Origin of the sequence: Collinsella aerofaciens, from assembly GCF_015548375.1 — a bacterium.
Taxonomy (GTDB): Bacteria; Actinomycetota; Coriobacteriia; order Coriobacteriales; family Coriobacteriaceae; genus Collinsella; species Collinsella aerofaciens_AB.
In genome coordinates, this window is the sequence record NZ_JADMWW010000011.1 from 53,590 (window position 1) to 72,199 (window position 18,610).

The window sequence follows — 18,610 nt, forward strand, 5'->3', positions numbered from 1 at the left end:
CAACATCCCGGCGATCGCCGGGGCCTGTATACCTATATGAGAGGAGAGGGGTATATGGCGCGTAAGTTTAAGTCTATGGACGGCAACGAGGCGGCCGCATATGTTTCGTATGCGTACACCGAGGTAGCGGGAATCTATCCCATTACGCCGTCCAGCCCGATGGCCGACCATGTCGACCAGTGGGCGGCCCAGGGTCGCAAGAACATCTTCGGCACCCCGGTCAAGGTCGTCGAGATGGAGTCCGAGGCAGGTGCAGCCGGTACCGTTCACGGTTCGCTGGGTGCCGGTGCTCTGACCACCACCTACACGGCTTCTCAGGGTCTGCTCCTGATGATTCCGAACATGTACAAGATCGCGGGCGAGCAGCTCCCGGGCGTCTTCCACGTCTCCGCGCGTTGCGTCGCTTCCCACGCCCTGAACATTTTTGGCGATCACTCCGACGTCATGGCTTGTCGTCAGACCGGCTTCGCCATGCTCGCCGAGGGCAACGTCCAGGAGGTCATGGACCTCTCGCCGGTGGCTCACCTTGCCGCCATCGAGGGCAAGACCCCGTTCCTTAACTTCTTCGACGGCTTCCGCACCAGCCACGAGATCCAGAAGGTCGCCATGTGGGACTACAAGGATCTGGCCGAGATGTGCGACATGGACGCCGTCCAGGCTTTCCGCGATCACGCGCTCAACCCTGAGCACCCGCACACCCGCGGTAGCCACGAGAACGGCGATATCTTCTTCCAGAACCGTGAGGCCTGCAACAAGGTCTACGACGAGCTTCCCGCCGTCGTCGAGGGCTACATGAAGAAGATCAACGAGAAGCTCGGCACCGATTACGGCCTGTTCAACTACTACGGCGCTCCCGATGCCGATCGCGTCGTCGTGTGCATGGGCTCCTTCTGCGACGTGCTCGAGGAAGTCATCGACTACCTCAACGCTCACGGCGAGAAGGTCGGCCTGGTCAAGGTTCGTCTGTTCCGTCCGTTCTCCATCAAGCACTTCGTCGACGTTCTCCCCGAGACCGTCCAGAAGATCGCCGTCATGGACCGTACCAAGGAGCCGGGTTCCATCGGCGAGCCGCTCTACCAGGACGTCGTCTCCGCTCTCTACGAGGCCGGCAAGACGGGTATCAAGGTCGTCGGCGGCCGTTACGGTCTGGGCAGCAAGGACACGCCTCCCGCGTCCGCGTTCGCTGTCTTCGAGGAGCTCAAGAAGGACGAGCCCAAGCGCGAGTTCACCATCGGCATTGTCGACGACGTGACCAACCTGAGCCTGCCCGAGGCCGAGGATGCGCCCAACACCGCAGCCCCCGGCACCATCGAGTGCAAGTTCTGGGGTCTGGGTGGCGACGGTACCGTCGGCGCCAACAAGAACTCGATTAAGATCATTGGCGACCACACCGACAAGTACGTCCAGGCCTACTTCCAGTACGACTCCAAGAAGACCGGCGGCGTCACCGTCTCGCACCTGCGCTTTGGTGATTCCCCGATTCGCTCGCCGTACTACGTGACCAAGGCCGACTTTGTCGCCTGCCATAACCCCAGCTACATCGTTAAGGGCTTCAAGATGGTCCGCGACGTCAAGCCGGGCGGCACCTTCCTGGTCAACTGCCAGTGGAGCGACGAGGAGTTCGCCGAGCACATGCCCGCCGTGGCCAAGCGCTACATCGCGAACAACAACGTCAACGTCTACCTGATCGACGCTATCGACCTGGCCGCCAAGGTCGGCATGGGCAAGCGCACCAACACGGTGCTCCAGTCCGCCTTCTTCGCGCTGGCCAAGGTCCTGCCCGCCGAGGACGCCCTGCAGTACATGAAGGACGCGGCTACCAAGTCCTACATGAAGAAGGGCCAGGCCATCGTCGACGCCAACCACAAGGCCATCGATGCCGGCGCTACCGCTTTCCGTAAGTTCGAGGTTCCGGCCGACTGGGCTACCGCCGAGGATGTCGCTCCCGTCGAGCTCTCCGAGGAGACCAAGTCCGCTATCGCCCAGCAGGTCAAGAACCTGCTCGAGCCCATCGATCGCATGGACGGCGACAGCCTGCCTGTTTCCGCCTTCGTCGATTGCGCCGACGGCCAGTTTGAGCTGGGCGCCTCCGCATACGAGAAGCGCGGCGTCGCCGTGGTCGTTCCCCACTGGGATGAGACCAAGTGCATCCAGTGCAACCAGTGCGCCTACGTGTGCCCGCATGCCACCATCCGTCCGTTCGCGATGACCGAGGACGAGGCTGCCGCCGCGCCCGAGGCTACCCGCACGCTCGACGCCATGGGCCCCAAGGCCAAGGGCATGAAGTTCACCATGGCTGTGTCCCCGCTCGACTGCATGGGCTGCACCAACTGCGTCAAGGTTTGCCCCAAGGGCGCCCTCGAGATGGTTCCCACCGAGCAGGAGATGGACCAGCAGCCCGTTTGGGACTACATGGTCGAGAACGTCTCCGAGAAGAAGGAGCTCATCGCGGCCAACGTCAAGGGCAGCCAGTTTAAGCAGCCCTACCTGGAGTTCTCTGGCTCCTGCGCCGGCTGCGCCGAGACCGCCTATGCACGTCTGGTGACCCAGGTCGCCGGCGATCGCATGTTCATTTCCAACGCCACCGGCTGCTCCTCCATTTGGGGCAACCCCGCTGCCACCGCTCCTTACTGCAAGGACAAGGACGGTCACGGCCCGGCGTGGAACAACTCCCTGTTCGAGGACAATGCCGAGCACGGTCTGGGCATGGCCGTCGGTTACGAGGCCGTCCAGCACAAGCTGATCGCCGCTACCCAGGACATCATCGCTGCCGATGGTCCGTCCGATGAGCTCAAGGCTGCCGGCCAGGCTTGGATCGACTCCGTCAACGACGCCGAGGCCTCCAAGACCGCTGCCGCTGCCTACGTTGCCGAGCTCGAGAAGTGCGGCTGCGACGCTTCCAAGGCGATCCTCGCCGACAAGGCTTACCTCACCAAGAAGTCCTTCTGGATCTTCGGTGGCGACGGTTGGGCCTACGACATTGGCTTCGGTGGCCTGGACCACGTCCTGGCTTCCGGCCACAACGTCAACGTCTTCGTCTTCGACACCGAGGTTTACTCCAACACCGGTGGTCAGGCCTCCAAGGCCTCGAACCTGGGCCAGGTCGCTCAGTTCGCCGCTGCCGGTAAGGTGACCAAGAAGAAGTCCCTGGCCGAGATTGCCATGAGCTACGGCTACGTCTACGTGGCGCAGGTCGCCATGGGCGCCAACCCGGCTCAGACCCTCAAGGCCATTCACGAGGCCGAGGCCTACGACGGCCCGTCCCTCATCATCGGCTACAGCCCCTGCGAGATGCACTCCATCAAGAAGGGCGGCATGCAGAACTGCCAGGCCGAGATGAAGAAGGCTGTCGAGTGCGGTTACTGGAACCTCTTCCGCTTCAACCCCGAGGCTGCTGCCGGCAAGAAGTTCTCGCTCGATTCCAAGGAGCCCGCGGGCGGTTATCAGGAGTTCCTGATGAACGAGGCCCGTTACGCTTCGCTGACGCGTTCCTTCCCCGAGCGCGCCGAGGAGCTCTTCAAGGAGAATGAGCAGGCCGCTATGGACCGCTATCAGCACCTGCTGAAGCTCAAGACGGTGTACAACGAGGCCTAGGTCTCCCACCGCAGGATCTGAGGGCTAACCTTCGCGTACGTCCTCGGACATGAAAGAACCCCCGCTGCGCACTACGTGCGGCGGGGGTTCTTTCGTTCTGCGGAGTGTCCGCGAAGGTTAGCCCTCAGATCCTGCTACGACTACGTCCTCGGATTGTGTGGGCGGATGAAGGACGTAGTTGGCCGGGTATTCCGTCCCCTTCGCTGTTTCGCGGCTTTGCCGCGAAACCTCGCGCCACTTTGGGGATGGATGGGGGACTTGGCTGTTGCCGCCTTTTCGGAGCCCTTCTTTATTCCTTATGCTGGATGAAAAGCCCCTTGTTTTTGCAGGGGTGCATACTCGACTTATAAGTGCATAGAATCTCGTATAGCGCGAGTAAGATATCGCGCTGTCCGTTTTGTGTTTAGCAGAGATGTAGTTTGCATAATCCGACATAATCCTTGCTGCATTTAAATAAAGTTGCACGTAAATGGCGTAGATATGTCTGAGCTGGTGTTCTGTACGCTGAGCGGACAAAAACGACCGTTCACCGTTCCGCTATTTTCAAAATGAATAAAATGAGCGATAAAGAGAATATAAACCTTAATAAACTCGCGTATCGCACGGACGCGGGTTATTAATGGGTTGTAGGCCTTTTACAGAAAGGATTCCAGCAATGTCTAAGCCTCTTGGCAAGCCCGATCGTATTGTCGTCGCCCTTGGCGGCAACGCCCTCGGCAACAACCCCGTCGAGCAGATCGAGGCCGTGAGCAACACCGCCCACGCTCTCCTCGGTCTCATCGAGCAGGGCAACGAGATCATCATCACCCACGGCAACGGCCCGCAGGTCGGCATGATCCAGAACGCCTTCGCCGCTGCCCACGACGCCATCGGTACCCCCGAGATGCCGCTGCCCGAGTGCGGCGCCATGTCCCAGGGCTACATTGGTTATCACCTGCAGCAGGGCATCGGCCGCGAGATGCACAAGCGCTATAAGCGTTGGCACGCCGCCACCGTCGTCACCCAGATCGAGTGCGATCCGGATGATCCCGCGTTCAAGAACCCGACCAAGCCGATCGGCCCCTTCTACACCGAGGAGCAGGCCAAGGAGTTCATGGCCGAGGATCCCTCCAAGGTCTTCGTCGAGGATTCCGGCCGCGGCTGGCGTCGCGTCGTCGCTTCCCCCGATCCCAAGAAGATCGTCGAGGCTGACTCCATCCTCAACCTGCTCGACAACGAGTTCATCGTCATCGCCTGCGGTGGCGGCGGCATCCCCGTCGTCCGCGACTACGAGAACAAGGGCTGCTACAAGGGCGTTCCCGCCGTCATCGACAAGGACCTGGGCGGCGAGCTGCTGGCCGAGGACTGCGACGCCGACGTTCTGTTCCTGCTGACCGCCGTTGAGCATGTCGCCATCAACTTTGGCAAGCCCAACCAGGAGGAGCTCGAGGACCTCACCGCCGACGAGGCCGAGCGCCTGGCCGACGAGGGCCAGTTCGGCAAGGGCTCCATGGAGCCCAAGGTCCGCGCTGCCATCAAGTTCGCCCGTTCCCGCAAGGGCCGCACCTGCATCATCGGCGCTCTGGACAAGGCCGCCGAGACCATGGCCGGCCTCTCCGGTACCCGCATTCACGAGTAGTCTCTACTCTGTTGCCTCTCTCGTGGGCGCTAGGCAAAGCACCCACAAACTAGCCTCTCTTCATGAGCCCCGCAGTCCGCTCCGACTGCGGGGCTTTTGCTATTCACCTAGTCATTGGGGACGTTCTTAAATGACTAGTCAAACAAGAGCGTCCCCAATGACCACTCATTTAAGTCTGTCCCCAATGACTAGTAGTAGGCCCACATGGCTTCGACTTCGTTGAGGACCTCTACGACGCCCCAGCGGCGGGCGCTGCGGCTGGCCGAGTTGGGGTCGTAGACGCCAATCTGGTTGGCGTCGTCGATGCCGTAGAGCACGATGTAGTGGCCTACGTTGGTAAATGTACCGGGGCGCACTGCGGCGATGACGGGCGCACCCGAGCGAAGTGCTTGGGTAATCGATTCGCGATCGTTATAGAGCTGTGTTCCGTTGAGCCCCAGCTGCCACGCACCGCCTGTCATAAACGACCACTCGGTGGCACCAGTGGGGGCGTAGTTGCCGGCTTCGGCCAGCGCGCATATATCGACCGGCGTCTTATCGGTATGGCCGGTCTTAAAGATATAGACCATGGTGAGGCAGGTAGGACCGCAAGCGTTTTCGCGAATAGTGCCACCGGCATAGGGCAGCTCCGACCATGCGGGGTCAATTTGGTAGATGTGGGGCATGGTGCCGGCCTGCCATTGCGAGCGTGGGGTCGAGAACGCAAAGGAGTAACCGGGCGCGACGGGAGCTTTAAGCAGCTTGTCCTCGGCAGTGGGCTCAAGACCGGCTGATCCGTGGGAGATACAGGATCCCAAAAACACAAAGACGAGGCAGGCGGCGATGGAGCAAAGCGCAAGGCGTAGGCGGCGGGCCGGAAGCGCGTGGCTTGTGGTGTGCGACGCGGGGTGAGGGGCGGAATTGCCGCGATCGCGTTGAGGTCGCGAAAAGGAGCGCTTGACGTAGTAGTCGGTCTTACGGCGATCGTAGCGGCGTGGCTGCGATGTGTCGGTCTGACGTTGGCGTGTGCTCGTACTGACGCGGTCTGACTGCTGCACGGTACGGCTTTGCTGCCGCGAAGAAGCCCCGGGCTGCTCTTGGGGGCGCTGCGGGTTGTCGTTGTCGGAGGTGCTTCTGGGCGTTGGCGTGGTGCGGCCGGCAAGGCGCACGCTTTGTGGCCGTTGGTCGCCGTCATTGTATCCGTATGCCATTCGAATCACCTTGCCTCATGTGTAACTTGTCTATCCTACATAAAAAGATGCACGACACATGGGTATGTGCGCCAAAAGCCTGACAAATGGTATGAACGTTGCCGCGCCGCGCGCCAAGCGTCACGGCAACAGGTATTCAAAAGCAGACAAGATGAAAGCGTCCAAGACGAATGACGTCTCCCGCCGTTCGTCCCAAAAACGGTGCCGCTCGTTTTGCAGTTCTGCCTTCGGTCGAGCTGCGAGCGGCGCTGCTGCGCCAAGGCCGTATCTTAAAGCCATGGAATAAAAGCGCGCGGCAAAACGGACCGCGCAAGGGGTGACGCCAAGGGGCGTCAAACAGGAAAGGAGGGGAACAATGGCGGACAAGAATGCAGAAGTTGCAGTCGAGGATAACGGCGGCATGAAGAAAACGCTTTCGCTCTGGAACTTCTTCACCATCGGTTTCGGTGCCATTATCGGTACCGGTTGGGTTCTGCAGGTCGGCGACTGGATGGTCGTGGGCGGCGGTCCCGTTCCCGCTATGATCGCATTCCTCTTGGGTGCAATCTTCCTCGTGCCCGTCGGAGCTGTTTTCGGTGAGCTCACGGCTGCTATCCCCATCTCGGGCGGCATCGTCGAGTATGTCGATCGTAGCTTTGGCCGTACGCTGAGCTACATCACCGGATGGCTTTTGGCCCTGGGCAACGGCATCCTGTGCCCGTGGGAGGCCATCGCCATTTCGACCCTCGTGTCCGAGATGTTCGGCAGCCTGCCCGGCCTTGAGTGGCTGCGCGCCGTCAAGCTCTACACCATCCTGGGGGCCGACGTTTACCTGTTCCCGACGCTGATCGCGCTCGGCTTTGCAGTCTACGTCATCTTTCTCAGCTTCCGCGGTGCCAGCTCGGCTGCCAAGCTTCAGGCCTTCCTGACCAAGGCCCTGCTCTGCGGCATGCTGCTCGCCATGGGCGTCTCGCTGTTCACCGGCTCGCCGGACAACGCCATGCCCGTGTTCTCCCAGGTCGCCGGCGCTGGCGGCGGCAAGGCCGCTACCGAGAGCTCCAGCCTGTTTGCCGGCATCGTGTCGGTCCTGGTTCTGACCCCGTTCTTCTACGCCGGCTTCGACACCATTCCTCAGCAGGCTGAGGAAGCAGCCGAGGGCCTCAACTGGAACAAGTTCGGCAAGATCATCTCCCTGGCCCTGCTGGCCGCCGGCGGCTTCTACATGGTCTGTATCTACTCGTTCGGCACCATCCTCGACTGGCATGAGTTCGTTAAGAGCCCGGTTCCCGCGCTCGCCTGCCTCAAGGGCATCAACATGCTTCTGTACCTGGCCATGCTCGTCATCGCCACGCTTGGACCCATGGGCCCGATGAACTCCTTCTACGGCGCCACGAGCCGCATCATGCTCGCCATGGGCCGCAAGGGCCAGCTGCCCGAGCAGTTCGCCGAGGTCGACCCCAAGTCCGGCGCTCCCAAGCTTGCCTGCGTCGTCTTGGGCGTCATCACCGTCGTCGGACCGTTTTTGGGCAAGAACATGCTCATCCCTCTGACCAACGTGTCGGCTCTCGCCTTCATCTTCTCCTGCGGCATGGTCGCCCTCGCATGCCTGCGTATGCGCTTCACCGAGCCCGACCTGCCTCGTCCCTACGAGGTGCCCGGCGGCAAGTTTGGCATCGGCCTCGCCATCGGTGCCTGTGCCATCATCATCGGCCTGCTTGTGATTCCGTTCTCTCCCGCCTCCCTCAACATGGTGGAGTGGAGCATCGTAATCGGCTGGCTGGTCGTCGGCCTGGCTCTCATGGCCTTCACCAATTCCCGCAAAAAGTAACGCCGAGCCGGGGCGGATCAGGTGCGCGGGCCCCTCTCTTCCGCGCACCGAACCCGGCGCCACTTGGGTAGCTTTGTGAGGCCTTAACCCAACACGGCCTCGCCCACTATATGGATCCATAAGGAGGAACCATGTCCACTAAGTATGCAATCGTTGGCGGCAAGCTCATCGACGGTACCGGTGCCGAGCCGGTCGAGAACTCCCTCGTTCTCGTCGACGACAACGGCAAGATCGAGTACGCCGGTGCTATGCAGGACCTTCCCGAGGGCGTTGAGGTCATCGACGCCGCCGGCAAGACCGTCCTTCCCGGCCTGATCGACACCCACCTGCACTTCTCGGGCAACCTGACCGACGATGACACCGATTGGGTCATGCAGCCGCTCCTCGAGAAGCAGGCCGTCGCCGTCAAGCAGGCCTACGACTGCCTCACCCACGGCCTCACCACCGTCTGCGAGATCGGCCGCTTTGGTATCCAGATCCGTGACTGCATCGACAAGGGCGTCTTCAAGGGCCCGCGCGTTCTGGCCACCGGCCTTGGCTTCTGCCGCGTTGCCGGCCACGGCGACTCCCACCACTGCAGCCAGGAGCTCAACAAGGAATCGCACCCCTGGGGCGATCAGGTCGACGGTCCTTGGGATCTGCGCAAGGCCGTCCGTCGTCGCCTGCGTGAGAACCCCGATGCCATCAAGATCTGGGCTACCGGTGGCGGCATCTGGCGCTGGGACTCCGGCCGCGACCAGCACTACTGCTCCGAGGAGATCCAGGCCGTGGTCGAAGAGGCAAAGATGGTCGGCATCCCCGTGTGGAGCCACTGCTACAACAACCACGCCGCTGCCTACGACTCCGTCCGCTTTGGCTGCGAGCAGCTGATTCACGGCTTCGATATCGATGAGCGCACCATGGACCTCATGGCCGAGCAGGGCACCTTCTTCACTCCGACGATCGCCTTCCTGCCCACCTGGTACGCCACCTATCCGCCCGTCTACGTCCCCGAGCTGCACGACAAGTACGAGGGCACCCTGGTCGAGAAGGAGCTGCAGCGCAACTACGACTGCCTGCGCGAGGCCAAGAAGCGCGGCGTCGTCATGACGATCGGCTCCGACTCCTTCTCCTTCGTCACTCCGTACGGCACCTGCTCCATCGAGGAGATGTACGAGTTCGTCGACAAGATCGGCTTCACCCCGGTCGAGACCATCACCTGTGCCACCCTCAACGGTGCCAAGATGTGCCACATCGAGGACGAGACCGGTTCCATTGAGGCCGGCAAGTGCGCCGACCTGCTGGTCGTCAACGGTGACGTCGCCGCCGACATCCACGTGCTCAACACCGACAACATGGACGTCATCATGAAGGACGGCTGGATTGTCGAGGCCGGCACCTTCGGCGAGGCAAACAAGTACAGCGCCTAAGCTACCGTTCATCGATGGCTTGATGTAAAACACAGTATTTGATTGCATAATGCAATGGAGAGGGTCGCTTGCGGCCCTCTTTATTGCTATGGGGTGTGTCAGTAAGAAGGAGATGACGGTGGATCTCAATAGGCTGATTCTGGGCAAGAGCTACAACTCTACTAAGGTCTTTCGTACCGCTCAGCATGTGGTTCAAGCCATCTTGCTCGGTATTGTCGTTCCGCTGCTTATCCTGCTGCTCATCTGGGATCTAACCGATAATCCCAATCCCGTTCCGGCCGTTGTCGTCATTGCCGGCTTGGTCATGCTGTGCTTCTTCTTCTCGTACGTCTTTGTCGTTCCCGACGACCTCACATCGAGCGCAACCGACCGCACGCTCGCCATCGCTTCAAAAATATTCGCCTACACGTCGCGCGGCCTTACGCCCGAAGCTGCCCTAGGCGCCTCTAAGATCATCCTGTCCGAAACTATCGCCTCTGCCATCTGCTTTACCGACGGCAAGCAGGTGTTGGCAAGCTGGGGCGAGGACTCGGCAAAATGCCCCGCGGGCACCCCGGTGGTGCTGCGGACTACGCTCAACGTGATCAACAGCGGTGAGCAAAGCGTGTTCTCGCGCGATGCCTCGACCGAGACAGGTGGCTACTTTCCGCGCCTGCGCGCCGGTATTGTCGCACCGCTTACCGTGCGCGGGCATTGCGTGGGCACGCTCGAGCTGTATTATCCCCGTCTGAGCAGCATCGATATGCGCCAGACGGCGCTTGCCTCGGGCTTTGCCGACCTCATTTCCACGCAGCTTGCGAGCTTTGAGCTCGAGCGCCAGGACGAGCTTACGGCCCGCGTGGAGCTGCGCGCCTTGCAATCGCAGGTCGATCCTCATTTTCTGTTTAACACCATCAGCACCATCGTGTCGCTCGTGCGTACCGAGCCGGACAAGGCCAGGTCGCTGCTGATCGACTTCTCCAACTACTACCGTCAGACGCTTTCTGATTCCGATACCCTCACAACGCTCGAGCACGAGGTGGAACAGGGCACTCGCTATATCAATCTTATGCAGGCTCGTTATGGCGACGGCCGTCTGCGCGTCTCGGTCGATATCGACTTTGAGGTGCGCGATTGCATGGTGCCGCCGTTTATCTTGCAGCCGTTGCTCGAAAACTGCATCAAGCACGCGCAGCGCGAGACCGAGCCGCTTTCTATTCATGTTAGGGCTTTCGAGACCGATGACGGTTTGGAGATCATCGTCGAGGACGATGGCATCGGTATGAGCGAAGAGGTCTGCGCGCATCTGTTTGAGCAACATCGCCTGGAGGAGCCCGAGAGCATTACCGCCGACGGCTCCGTCAAGCGAGGTTGCGGCCTGGCGCTCTTCAACGTGCTTCAGCGCATCCATTTCTTTTACGGAGAAGATTCCGGCATGCGCGTGAAGTCCCAGGAGGGCGTGGGAACGCAGGTCATCGTCGAGCTGAACGGCGAGCCGCATGAGCCCGCGCCGTTGACGGCGTAGCACGCGGTTGGATTGAGAGAAAAAGAGGGGAAGCACATATGTCCGAAGGCTGGAACATCTTGGTGGTTGATGACGAGCCTCCCATTAGGGCTGAGCTACGCTATCTGTTGGAAAAGGATGCGCGTGTGGGCCAGATTGCCGAGGCGGGCAATGTCACCGAAGCCGTGGAGTCGATTCTCTCGAACAAGCCCAACGTGTTGTTTTTGGACATCACGATGCCCGGCCGCTCGGGAATTGAGCTTGCCGAGACGCTGCAGAACCTAAAGACGCCGCCGGTGGTTGTGTTTGTGACGGCGTTTGCCGAGTTTGCCGCCGATGCGTATAACCTTGATGCGGTCGACTATGTCGTCAAGCCGGTCGAGGACGCACGCCTGTCAAAGGCACTCGACAAGATCGAGGCAGCCTTGGGTGCCCGTCGTGTTATCCACGCTCCGCGCCAGCCTTTACGTCTGACGGTGGACCGCAGGGGCAAAAAGGTGTTCATTCCCGCCGCAGACGTCTGCTACTTTGAGGCGCGCGCCGATTTTTGCAACGCCATCTGCGCCGAGGGAACGTACCTGATCAATGAGTCGATCTCTTCGCTCGAGCGTCGCTTGGTCTCCGAGGGCTTTATTCGCGTTCATCGCAGCTATCTGGTCAATTTGGAAGACGTGCACAATGTCGAGATCGGTTCCACGGGTCTTATGGAGCTCAGACTCGATCGCGTAACCTCGACGGTGCCCGTGTCCCGCCGTCGCGCTGCCGAGGTTAAAGCACACTTGGGGCTTGCGTAGACGGTCTGCGTGCCGTCGTTTACCATCGCAGGTTTGGCATGGGCGCGCGGTGGGCATAATGGGTGGCATCGAATGAAATCGAAAGGATCATTATGCCCGCGCTTATCACCCATCATCTGTTTGGCGAGGAAAGCATCGACCGTCTTCCGCAGGGCGTCATCACGTCCGATGAAGAGCGCATTGCCTTTATCTTGGGCAACCAAGGCCCCGACCCGTTTTTCTTTCACATTCTGACACTGCGTGTTTCCGACTGCACGCTGCTGGCGCAGGTCATGCATCGGTCGCGCATGTCTCGCCAGTTCGCGTGCCTGCGCGACGGCGTGTCGCATCTGCTGCCGCGCGACGCCAGCTTGGGTCGCGCCTTTGCGCTGGGCCTGCTGTCTCATTATGTGCTCGACCGCAACGCCCACCCCTTTGTCTATGAGCAGCAGTTTGGCATCGTGGAGTCCGATTCAGAGCTTGAGGATTCGAGCAGTCAGGTTCATGCCGTGATCGAGAGCGACCTGGATGTACTGATGCTGCAGCTTAAACGCGATGGCGCTACGGTTGACGATTACCCGCCGGCGGGCGAGATCGTCACCACCGATCGCATCAATCGCGTGGCCGGCGTGCTGATGAGCTATGTTGCCGGACGCGTGTACGGCATTGACATTCCGGCGGGGGAGTACGGTGCTGCCGTTGCCAATATGCAGCGACTTTACCGCGCGATTGAGCCGGCCGGCTCCGCAAAGACGCGCGCGATCTCGCTGGTTGAGGGCTTGGTGCACGACTACTCGCTGCTCGACGGCCTTGCCCATCGCGTGACGACGGAGCTGCCCGAGCGCACCGGTAACCTGGGCCATCTGACATGGAAGAATCCCTTTACCGACGAGGTCTCGAACGAAAGTTTCCCCGAGGTCTTTGATCGCGCGCTGGTCGATTACGAGTGCACGGTCGCACGTTTTATCGAGACCGGCGACATGGACGCCGTGACCAGTCACGTCAACTACAGCGGTCGCGTGCTCGAAGTCGATGAGGAGTTCGACCGCGAGGAATAGGGCCCGTGCGTGCCCCTTTGCCGAATCCTTACCGGCGGTTCTGGACAATTGGGGTACGATGAACTAACTGCATATCGGGCGAATACGAAGGGTCCCTGTCCATGAAATACACCAAGCTCGAGCGTAACTGGGTTATGTATGATGTGGGCAATTCGGCCCTCGTGCTGCTCAATACCTCGGTGGTGCCCATTTACTTTAACGCCATCAATACCGGTGCTTCCTCGGCCGACCTGGTGGTCGCCTGGGGCAATGCGCAGACGATCGCCTCGCTGGTCATCGCCATGCTCATGCCCATTCTGGGCGCGCTTGCCGACTACGCCGGCAACAAGATCAAGTTCTTCTTGGGCTTCTTCCTCACGGGCCTGGTGCTTTGCCTGGCGCAGGCTATCCCAATGTCCGCCATGGCATTTTTGACCGTGTACGTGCTGTGCACCATCGGCCTTAACTCTTCTATGACGTTCTACGACGCCATGCTGCCCGACATTACCACCGACGAGCGCATGGACGCCGTGTCCAGCTCGGGCTATGCCTGGGGCTATATCGGTTCCACCGTGCCGTTCGTCATCTGCCTGGCGCTCATCATGGGTGGCCCCGCTCTTGGCGTCCCCACCATGCTGGCAACGCGTCTGTCGTTTATCATCACTGGCGCCTGGTGGCTCATCTTTACTCTGCCGCTCATTCGCACCTATAAGCAAAAGTACGGTCGCGAGCGCGGTCCCGAGGACACCATCGGCCACATCGTGGGCGGTGTGTTCTCCGAGGTCGGACACACCATGCGCGAGATCGCCCACAACAAGACCGTGCTGGTCTACATGGTCGCGTTCTTCTTCTACATCGACGGCGTGCACACGGTCATTTCCATGGCAACCAGCTACGGCTCGGCTTTGGGCATCGATTCGACACAGTTGGTGCTGGCGCTGCTCGTTACGCAGTTTGTTGCTTTTCCGTCTGCCATCATCTACGGCAAGCTCGCTGGACGCGTGGGCACGCTCAACATGATCCTGGTGGCCGTCGCCGCCTACATGGGCATTGTGCTGTTTGCCGCGTTCTTCCTAAAGACCGCCTTCGAATTTTGGGTGCTTGCCATTATGGTCGGCCTGTTCCAGGGCGGCGTGCAGGCGCTCAGCCGTAGCTACTTTGGCCGCATTATCCCTAAGGAAAAATCCAACGAGTACTACGGCTTCTTTGACATCTTTGGTCGTTATGCAAGCGTCATGGGCACCTTCCTGGTGTCGGTCGTCACCTCGCTGACCGGCAACCCGTCGCTGGGCGTCCTTTCCATTGGTGTGCTGCTGGTCGTTGGTTTTATGCTGCTGGTCCGCCTGTCCCGCATGACTCGGGCGGCAGGGCATGCCGCATAGGAGCGAGCGGCTATTGTGCCTGTCCACGGTACTCTTTTGGGGTTATCCGCAATAAACATTGCGACTTGCGAGCAATGATTTGCCCAAGTGGGTATGATGGAATCAGCTAGGTCGCGGGGCGTCGCCTGTGTTTGGCGGCGTCCCGTTTTTGTGTTGCAGGGAGGGTAAGGCATGAACGCCACAGTCGTGATTCCAACGTATTGGGCGGGCGATGACGCTTGCGCAAACGCCCCTGGCACTTATGACCATTCGACGCGACTCAACGCCGACAATTCCGAACTCGACCGCTGCCTGGCCTCGCTTGAGCAGGTGCGTGACATCCCACGCATCATCCTTTTGGTGGTCTGTCCCGTTTCTGCCACAGCCGATGTGTCGCTGCGCGTGCACGAGATTGTCGACGCGCATCCCACGCTCAAGGTCACCGTTGTCACCAACACCCAGGCCTCGCGCATCGCAGACCGGGTTGCTCAGATCGCGCCCAAGGGTTCGGGCGAGTGCGTGAGCCTGCGAGGCTACGGTGCCATCCGCAACATGGGGCTAGCCTGTGCCGCTGTGCTGGGGCATGACGCGGTTATCTTTTTGGATGACGATGAGACTGTCATCGACGCCGACTTTATGAAGCGCGCGACCTATGCGTTGGGGCAGCAGACGCGTCAGGGCTTGCCGATCTTGGTCAAGAGCGGCTATTTCTACGATCGCGACGGCTCGCCGCTGGCTCCCACGGACAAGGCGGGCATCTGCCATCGTTGGTGGACCAAGCGCATCGAGTTCAACCGTTGGATGAAAAAGGCGCTTTCGGGCACCCGCATCTCGCGCTCCAACTACGTGTGCGGCGGCCTGATGGCCCTGCACGCCCGCGCCTTTACGCGTGTGGCCTTTGACCCGTTTATCACCCGCGGCGAGGACTTGGATTACCTCTTTAACATGCGCATGTTTGGCTACGACGTGTGGTTCGATAACGAGTGGACCGTGCGCCATCTGCCTCCGGAGTCCGAAAAGCGCTCACCGCGCTTTATGCAGGATGTATACCGTTGGTACTACGAACGGGCCAAGTTGACATTCGCCGCGCATCAAAAGGAGCTCATTCCCGTTACGGCGGCATCGCTCATGCCCTACCCGGGCCCGTGGATTTCGCGCGAGCTCGACGACCGCGTGCGCAAGACCGCTATGGTCCGCAGCGTGTTTACCCGCGAGCATGAGGGCTACCTGCGCATCTGGCGCCATGGTATCGACGAGGCAAAGGCCTATGCGCGCCAAAACGCTGCAAGCTACCTGCGTTTCCAGAGCTTTTGGCCCAAGATCATGGACGGGCTTTGGCGTGACGCACAACTGATCAGTATCCTGGAGGGGGCCGAATGATCGACCGCCGCGCCCAGCGCGATAGTTCAATATCAATCTTTCGCATCATTGCCGTTGCCTGCGCCATTTGCGTGCTGGTGTACTTTATTTTTGCCTTGGTGACCGGTATCGAGCCGATCGCCACGGTGATTGCCTGCGCGCTGCTGTGCATCTTTCTGTGCATCTTTATCTTTTTGACGCTCAATCCCGATTCGGTGCGCTCCCAGTACACCGAGGAGACGCTCTCGGTGGCCTCGGCCATGCTCGAGGACATTAAGGGCGGTCTGACGCAGGAGTCAGCGCGTTTGGTGTGCCGGCGCATTTTGCCCGAGACGCGCGCCATGACGGTGGCCATCACCGACGAGGACAACGTGCTTGCCTGCGCGGGCGAGTTTGAGGAAAAACTGCTGCCCGATACTCCCATCCACACGCTTGCCACACGCTACGTTATCGAACATGGCATCGTGCAGTCGTTCAACCGTATGGTGGATGTCGTGGGCTCGGACGGCTCGCACAACCAAGTCCCCGCCGGCATTATCGCCCCCATCAAGGTGGGCGATCGTACCGTCGGCACGCTCAAGTTCTACTACAAGACCCCGCGCGCCGTCGACCGTACCCAGTATGCGCTTGCCTCGGGCTTTGCCGAGATCTTGTCCACACAGCTCGCCATCCACGAGCTCGAGGTGCAAAAGGAACTCACGGCGCGCGCCGAGGTGCGTGCGCTGCAGGCGCAGATTAACCCGCACTTCCTGTTCAACACGCTGAACACCATTGCATCGTTTACGCGCACCGACCCGCTGCGGGCCCGCGAACTGCTTCGTGAGTTCTCATCGTTCTATCGTGCCACGCTCGACAACTCGGGATCGCTTATTCCGGTCTCGCGCGAGGTCGCACAGACCAAGCGCTACCTTACCTTTGAGAAGGCCCGCTTTGGCGAGGACCGCGTGCTTGCGACGTTCGATGTGTCCGAGGACGTGGAAGATACGCTGGTGCCGGCGTTCGTGATCCAGCCGATTGTCGAGAACGCCGTACGTCATGGTATGGGCGATGACGACGCCCTGAGGATCGACGTGACCGTTCACCAAGACGGCGAGGATGCAATCTTGATTGCCGTGGCCGATAATGGCGTGGGCATGGATGAGGGTACCGCCGCCAGACTGTTTGACGAGCGTTCTGCCCGTCCCGACGCCAGCTCTCCCCAGGGTGGCGGCGCCGGTGTGGCCATGCACAATATTTCGGAGCGCATCCATCGCTTTTATGGGCCGCACTCCTATACGCGTGTCGAATCGGCGCCGGGTAAGGGCACCAAAGTGCTCCTTCATCTTGATTTGTCAGAGAGCATCTTTGACATTCAAGAGTAAAATAAAAGACTACGGGCTCAACGTCATGCGACGGATGCCCGGCGTAGTTAGTTGACGAAAGGTTTTATCCCTATGCTGCGTGCGATGATTGTGGATGATGAGGCGCCGGCTCGCTCGGAGCTTCGCTTCCTGCTCGAGCAAACGGGCAAGATCGGCACGATCACGGAGGCGTCGAGCGTCCGCTCCGCCATCGAGATGCTTATGGAAAGTCGCGTGGATGTCGTGTTTCTCGATATCTCGATGCCCGGTGCCTCGGGCCTGCAACTTGCCGAGGCGCTGCATAAGCTCAAAAATCCGCCGGCGATCGTGTTTGTGACTGCGTATAGTGACCATGCGGTCGAGGCATTCGACGTGGATGCCGTCGATTATCTGATGAAGCCGGTCGAGGAAGCTCGCTTGGATCGCGCGATCGAGAAGGTCATGCAACGCACCAAGCCGGTTACGGACAGCAAGGTGACCATCGAGCGTATCCCGGTGGAAAAGGGCGGCCGCAAGGTGCTCATTCCCGTGGACGACATTCGCTTTATCATGGCCAAGGACGATTACTCCTGCATCTATACCGTCGATGATCGCTTTTTGTCGACGACCTCGCTGGCGCAGTTTGAGGCCAAACTCTGCGACTTTGGCTTCTTCCGTGTTCACCGCCGCTATATCGTCAACTTGGCGTGCGTCACGGATGTGGAGACGGTGCCCTCGGGCGCCATCCAGCTGGGCATTACGGGCGTCGACGAACGCGTGCCGGTTTCGCGCCGCCGCGTCGTGCCGCTCAAGAAGGCTCTGAGTCTCTAGCACACTGGCCCCGCAGCCCTGTAGACCCATCGTCTGCGGAGCCGTGGGGCTTTTTTGTATGTATCTGCCGAATCGTTTTTTGCGGAAGGATCCCATGAACAGCGCAAGCGCCAAGCGCATCGACATCATCTCGGACACCCACGGCTATTTATCGCCTGCGCTCTTGGATGAGCTTGAGGGCGCAGATCTGATTATCCACGCCGGCGACCTCACGTCAGAGATGGACTACGAGCACCTATGCACCATCGCTCCCGTGCGGGCCGTACTGGGCAACAACGATTACTACCGCGACTACGGCCCCGATGTAGACCGTCTTGCGCTTTTTACCTACGAAGGCCTCAAATTCGCCGTAGCCCACTACCGCGAAGACCTTCCGGTGGGATCCGTAGACGTAGCCATCAACGGCCACACCCACGTAACCAAAGAAGCCCAAGTGGGCCGTTGCTTAGTCCTCAACCCGGGCAGCGCCAGCTACCCCAGAGGCACCCGAGGCCCCACCATGGCCAGAATGCTAGTAAAAGACGGCAAGATCCTAAGCACTAAGTTTATTGACCTAGAGTAATCACAACAAAAACGGGGGATGCAGATGCGTCCCCCGTTTCCATTTGAGCCAATGGCCGAGCTTCAACAAGATCCATCAGACCAACCCCGCCGCGGAGAACGGGGCCGCCGAGCCGCGAAGCGGCGAGCGACAACAACGGCTCGAACAAAGTGACGGCAGGGAGGGTCTCCGGGGCCGGCTGGCGCGGGTTAAGTTTGTCGCGAGTTCCGCACGCAAAGGAAAGCACTTAATGTGCTTTCCGTCTTGCGCAGGACTGTAGAGCAGCAA

13 protein-coding genes are annotated in these 18,610 nt (G+C 60.3%); 12 read left to right on the forward strand and 1 reads right to left on the reverse strand.

Going from position 1 to position 18,610, the window contains the following annotated elements; genetic code table 11:
• The first annotated feature begins 54 nt into the window (after nucleotides 1-54).
• Together nifJ and arcC are read left to right on the forward strand one after the other, a co-directional pair.
• Nucleotides 55-3,594: a pyruvate:ferredoxin (flavodoxin) oxidoreductase gene (gene nifJ, locus I1969_RS06150; RefSeq protein ID WP_195233893.1), complete on the forward strand. Its 3,540-nt coding sequence runs from the start codon at nucleotides 55-57 to the stop codon at nucleotides 3,592-3,594.
• Nucleotides 3,595-4,249: 655 nt separating this feature from the next.
• Nucleotides 4,250-5,212 carry a carbamate kinase gene (gene arcC / locus I1969_RS06155; RefSeq protein ID WP_006235166.1) on the forward strand — a complete coding sequence of 321 codons (963 nt, stop codon included), beginning with the start codon at nucleotides 4,250-4,252 and terminating at the stop codon, nucleotides 5,210-5,212.
• A 188-nt stretch (nucleotides 5,213-5,400) separates the two neighbouring features.
• Here the strand turns inward: arcC and I1969_RS11050 are convergent, their stop codons facing one another.
• A complete protein-coding gene (locus I1969_RS11050; RefSeq protein ID WP_229028295.1) occupies nucleotides 5,401-6,402 on the reverse strand; it encodes a C39 family peptidase in 1,002 nt (333 codons plus the stop codon).
• A gap of 355 nt (nucleotides 6,403-6,757) precedes the next feature.
• Between I1969_RS11050 and I1969_RS06165 the strand changes: the two genes are divergently transcribed.
• The 10 genes from I1969_RS06165 to I1969_RS06210 all read left to right on the forward strand — a co-directional run bounded on the left by I1969_RS06165 (nucleotide 6,758) and on the right by I1969_RS06210 (nucleotide 18,343).
• Nucleotides 6,758-8,209, forward strand: a complete 1,452-nt coding sequence (locus I1969_RS06165; protein ID WP_195233895.1) for an APC family permease — start codon at nucleotides 6,758-6,760, stop codon at nucleotides 8,207-8,209.
• Nucleotides 8,210-8,340: 131 nt separating this feature from the next.
• Entirely contained in the window at nucleotides 8,341-9,618 is a 1,278-nt protein-coding gene (locus I1969_RS06170; RefSeq protein WP_117633809.1) for a metal-dependent hydrolase family protein, read from the forward strand.
• 112 nt (nucleotides 9,619-9,730) lie between these two features.
• The gene (locus I1969_RS06175) at nucleotides 9,731-11,122 is read left to right on the forward strand and encodes a sensor histidine kinase (protein WP_117786915.1); all 1,392 of its coding nucleotides are present in this window, start codon (nucleotides 9,731-9,733) and stop codon (nucleotides 11,120-11,122) included.
• 38 nt (nucleotides 11,123-11,160) lie between these two features.
• Nucleotides 11,161-11,895, forward strand: coding sequence for a LytR/AlgR family response regulator transcription factor (locus tag I1969_RS06180; protein WP_195233897.1), 735 nt, complete (start codon nucleotides 11,161-11,163; stop codon nucleotides 11,893-11,895).
• Nucleotides 11,896-11,987: 92 nt separating this feature from the next.
• The gene (locus tag I1969_RS06185; protein ID WP_195233899.1) at nucleotides 11,988-12,932 is read left to right on the forward strand and encodes a zinc dependent phospholipase C family protein; all 945 of its coding nucleotides are present in this window, start codon (nucleotides 11,988-11,990) and stop codon (nucleotides 12,930-12,932) included.
• Between the two features lie 101 nt (nucleotides 12,933-13,033).
• Entirely contained in the window at nucleotides 13,034-14,293 is a 1,260-nt protein-coding gene (locus I1969_RS06190; protein ID WP_195233901.1) for an MFS transporter, read from the forward strand.
• Nucleotides 14,294-14,464: 171 nt separating this feature from the next.
• Nucleotides 14,465-15,652 carry a glycosyltransferase gene (locus I1969_RS06195; protein ID WP_195233903.1) on the forward strand — a complete coding sequence of 396 codons (1,188 nt, stop codon included), beginning with the start codon at nucleotides 14,465-14,467 and terminating at the stop codon, nucleotides 15,650-15,652.
• Complete coding sequence (locus tag I1969_RS06200; protein WP_006235157.1) at nucleotides 15,649-16,992, forward strand: histidine kinase; 1,344 nt, start codon at nucleotides 15,649-15,651, stop codon at nucleotides 16,990-16,992. Before I1969_RS06195 ends, I1969_RS06200 begins: the two co-directional genes overlap by 4 nt.
• 72 nt (nucleotides 16,993-17,064) lie before the next feature.
• Nucleotides 17,065-17,781 carry a LytR/AlgR family response regulator transcription factor gene (locus I1969_RS06205; RefSeq protein ID WP_022094115.1) on the forward strand — a complete coding sequence of 239 codons (717 nt, stop codon included), beginning with the start codon at nucleotides 17,065-17,067 and terminating at the stop codon, nucleotides 17,779-17,781.
• Nucleotides 17,782-17,875: 94 nt separating this feature from the next.
• Nucleotides 17,876-18,343, forward strand: coding sequence for a YfcE family phosphodiesterase (locus I1969_RS06210; RefSeq protein ID WP_006235155.1), 468 nt, complete (start codon nucleotides 17,876-17,878; stop codon nucleotides 18,341-18,343).
• The last annotated feature ends 267 nt before the right edge of the window (nucleotides 18,344-18,610 follow it).